This is a genomic window from Pirellulales bacterium (assembly GCA_036499395.1).
In the GTDB taxonomy this organism is placed as follows: Bacteria; Planctomycetota; Planctomycetia; order Pirellulales; family JACPPG01; genus JACPPG01.
The window spans coordinates 1-3,926 of the sequence record DASYDW010000146.1 but is presented as its reverse complement, the minus strand read 5'-3'; the positions used below and the strand labels follow the sequence as shown (position 1 = coordinate 3,926).

Below are 3,926 nucleotides of genomic sequence, written 5' to 3'. Positions count from 1 at the left end.
GGATACTTCGGCGGCAGGATGCTGCAAGCCGGCCGCGACATCACCTTTCTGGTGCGGCCGCGCCGTGCCTCGGAGCTTGCCGCCGCAGGCCTCGTGATCAAAAGCCCGAACGGCGACGTAACGCTGAAGAATCCGCCTGTCATCCAGGCCGACACCATCAAGGACAAGTTTGACGCGGTGCTGTTGAGCTGCAAGGCTTACGACCTCGACGATGCGGTCAAGTCGTTCGCGCCGGCGGTAGGCGAGAGGACCGCGATCATCCCGCTGCTCAACGGTATGCGTCATCTGGACGTTCTCGACAAAAAATTTGGCGTGAGCCACGTGCTCGGAGGGCTCTGCCTGACTGCGGTGACACTGAACGAGAAGCGCGAAGTGGTCCAGCTGGGCCCGGTGCAGTCGCTTGGTTTCGGCGAGCGCGACGGCAAAATGTCAGACCGGGTTCGCGCCATCGCGGACGTCGTCAGAAGCTGCAATTTCGACGGCGCGTCGAGCGAAACCATCCTGCAGGACATGTGGGAAAAATGGGTTTTCCTCGCATCGAACGCGGCCTCGACTAGCCTGATGCGCGCCCCGATCGGCATGATCCTGGCGGCGCCCGGCGGCAAGGACTTCCTGGTTGGCATTCTCGACGAATGCAGGGCGGTCGCGACCGCGGAGGGCTATCCGCCCCGCGCGCCTGCGCTGGAACGCGCGACAGGGATGTTGACCACGGAAGGCTCGCCGCTCACCGCATCGATGTTCCGCGACATTAAGGCGGGCCAACCGGTCGAAGCCGATCATGTGATTGGCGACCTGATTGCGCGCGCTGACACCGCAAAAGTTCCGGTGTCCCGGCTGCGCACGGCCTACACGCATCTGAAGGCCTACGAGCAAACGCGCGGTTGATCGCGCATACGGCGCGTACTTGGCAAGTCGTCGCCCTGCCCTCAGATCGGGGCACCCAAATATGCAGATCCCCGAACTTCGACAATCGCGATTTCAGGGCTGGTCCGTCGTTTGGGTCGCGTTTGTAATCGCGGTTTTCGGATGGGGTGTCGGATTTTATAGTCCGGGAGTGCTCTTGCTGACGTTGCACGCCTCCAAGGGCTGGCCGGTCGCAATGATCTCTAGCGCGATCACTGCGCACTTCCTGATCGGGGCAGCACTGATTGTGTACTTACCCGAAGCTCACAGATCAATTGGGTTGGCGCAGACAACGATCATCGGCGCGGTTCTCGCAGGTGCAGGGATCGTGGCCTGGTCAGTCGCGTCAGCTCCGTGGCAATTGTTCGTGGCGGCAGCAATCTCGGGGAGTGGTTGGGCAGCGACGAGCGGTGCGGCGATCAACGCGATGGTCGCTCCATGGTTCGATCGAGATCGACCAAAGGCCATCGGCTTGGCATTCAACGGCGCAAGCATCGGCGGCGTCATGTTTCCGCCCTTGCTTATTTTGCTGATCGCCAAGATTGGGGTTGAGGGGGCGGCGGTCGCGGTAGGTATCGCCATGCCGCTGGTCATAATACCTCTTTCGATTTTTTACCTGCGCCGTGATCCGAAAGGACTCGGTCTGGCGCCCGACGGACTGCTTATCGACAGCAAGCCCCACGTCGCTACCCCATTAACGCGTAGTCCTCGCAAAGACCTCATCAAGACCAAGGGTTTCATGACACTTTCAGTGGCCTTCGCGTTGGCCCTATTCGCTCAAGTCGGACTGCTAACGCACTTGCTGACCCGAATATCCCCATTGCTCGGCGAGAACGGGGCTGCCGCCTCAGTCAGTATGGTGACCACATCTGCTGTTTTGGGCCGCACTCTGCTAGGCTGGACGATCGGAGGCCGTGATCGCCGCCTGGCTGCATCCGCGAACTTTCTCCTCCAAAGCGTCGGCGTTGCATTGATGATCATCTCAGATGCGCCCACGGTTGTACTGGTTGGTTGCGTGCTGTTTGGTCTCGGCGTCGGTAACGTTGTTTCCCTTCCCCCGCTTATCGCGCAACATGAGTTTCGTGCGGCCGACGTCGGTACGGTCGTCGCGCTCGTGGTGGCGTTCAATCAAGCTGTCTTTGCGTTGGCTCCTGCTGTCCTCGGCGTGCTTCGGGACATTTCGACGAGCTACGTGGTGCCGTTCGCCTTGGCCGCGGCAATGCAAATCGTAGCCGCGTTGATTGTGCTCATAAGGCCTCCAAGAAGGTCGGCTAGTGAGTAGATCTTCGGACGAACCCAGCGGTGGAGCCAGTGCCTGCAATGGGTCAATCGCTACAGGGGGGACCCAGCGGCAAATCTGACCATGTCGGCTATGCCGCCAAAAGCGGAAGTAGATTCAGAGCTGGGTTCGCGATCAGCTATCGCGGCTTGATGGCTCCGCCCGAGACGTGATTCAAGCTCCGAAACCGGAGCCTCGAATCATGCGCTACGAACTCAGCGACTACGAATGGACCGCCATCAAACCGATGCTACCCAACAAGCCGCGCGGCGTTCGGCGGGTAAATGACCGTCGTGTGCTCAATGGCATCTTTTGGGTCCTCCGTTCAGGTGCGCCATCGCGCGACCTGCCAGAAGTCTATGGTCCCCGCACCACCTGTTACAATCGCTTCGTTCGGTGGCGGCGGGCTGGCGTCTGGGACCAGATCATGGATGCGTTGGCTGCCGGTCACGACGCGGCGGTGCAGATGATCGATACCTCCGTCGTGCGCGTGCATCAGCACGGAGCCTGTGTCGCGGACAACAATTACCAAGACATGGGTCGCTCGCGAGGAGGCCTGACGAGCAAGATTCACGCGGTCGTGGACACCAATGGCCTGCCGGTCCATCTCGCCCTCACGCCCGGCGAGGCGCATGATAACCGGCTGTGCTCAGTTCTCCTCAGCGCGTTGCTTCCCCAAACGATGTTGCTCGCAGATCGTGGCTACGACGCGGACTGGATCAGGGAGCTTGCTCGCCAACAAGGAGCATGGGCCAACATTCCACCGAAACGGAATCGCAAAGACCCGATCTGCTTCAGCCCGTATCTGTATCGCGCGCGCAACCTGATCGAACGGTTCTTCAACAAGATCAAGCAATGTCGGCGCGTCGCGACCCGATATGACAAACTCGCAGCCAACTATCTGGCGTTCGTCAAACTCGCGTCAATCCGAGTTTGGCTGCGCGCTAATGAGTCCACGCCCTAGTCACCACAGGTCCACCGGAACACCCGGCATTCCCGCACACGATGGTTTTAACGGCTTATTCCGTGCTCTCCCCGGCGACGAATTCGTCTTGTCACCGTCATTGGCAAATGAACGGCATGCCGGTGCCCCGGTCGGGCCGACTCTGCCTTCGCCAACTTGACACCAGCAACGGGTGCCAGGACCACACGGCTTCGCCGTCCGCAACAATCGCCGTTCGTCCGCGCGCTTCTTGATCGCTCACAGGCCTGATCGACCCGCCCTGCGATATCAGCCGCGCCCGACGCTGCCGCGTCCACCGCATCTCGCCCCGCGTCCGTGACGATCGCGATACGCCCCTCGAGTGGGACGAGACGGCGGGGTTTGTAGAGTTGATTTGGGTCACGCGGAAACAGAAATATTTTTGGAAATGGGGCTGGACGGGCAAATCAGTGGCTCGATCTGATCCAGCAGATTACGCAGCGTCATTCATAAGTCCCGCCGGACTCCTTGCGAGGGGCACCGGTGCGAATCTCGCGGTTGCCGGTGGTGGGGTCTTTCCGGCGTCGACCGCGTCGATCGATGTCCGCCGTTCGAGCCGCAGCTGGCATCACTTTGATACACGAGGACTTCAGCTTTTGACGAGAACGGACATCACGCCAAGGGCAATCTGGTTTGGATTGTCCTATTCGATTTGTGTCGACTCCCCGACCGAAGAGGCGCCTAGTGGGCAAATCGTTCGCCCCACTCGTCGCAGCCAGGCACGAAAAGCGCGTGAATCACTCATGCGTAACTGGCGTGCCT

At 60.5% G+C, this 3,926-nt stretch carries 3 protein-coding genes; all 3 read left to right on the top strand.

Going from position 1 to position 3,926, the window contains the following annotated elements:
* The coding region (gene panE / locus VGN12_30375) for a 2-dehydropantoate 2-reductase (protein ID HEY4313786.1) at nt 1-885 on the top strand (885 nt) is incomplete at its 5' end.
* A gap of 61 nt (nt 886-946) precedes the next feature.
* A complete protein-coding gene (locus tag VGN12_30370; protein HEY4313785.1) occupies nt 947-2,185 on the top strand; it encodes an MFS transporter in 1,239 nt (412 codons plus the stop codon).
* A 199-nt stretch (nt 2,186-2,384) separates the two neighbouring features.
* Nucleotides 2,385-3,146, top strand: a complete 762-nt coding sequence (locus VGN12_30365; GenBank protein ID HEY4313784.1) for an IS5 family transposase — start codon at nt 2,385-2,387, stop codon at nt 3,144-3,146.
* The last annotated feature ends 780 nt before the right edge of the window (nt 3,147-3,926 follow it).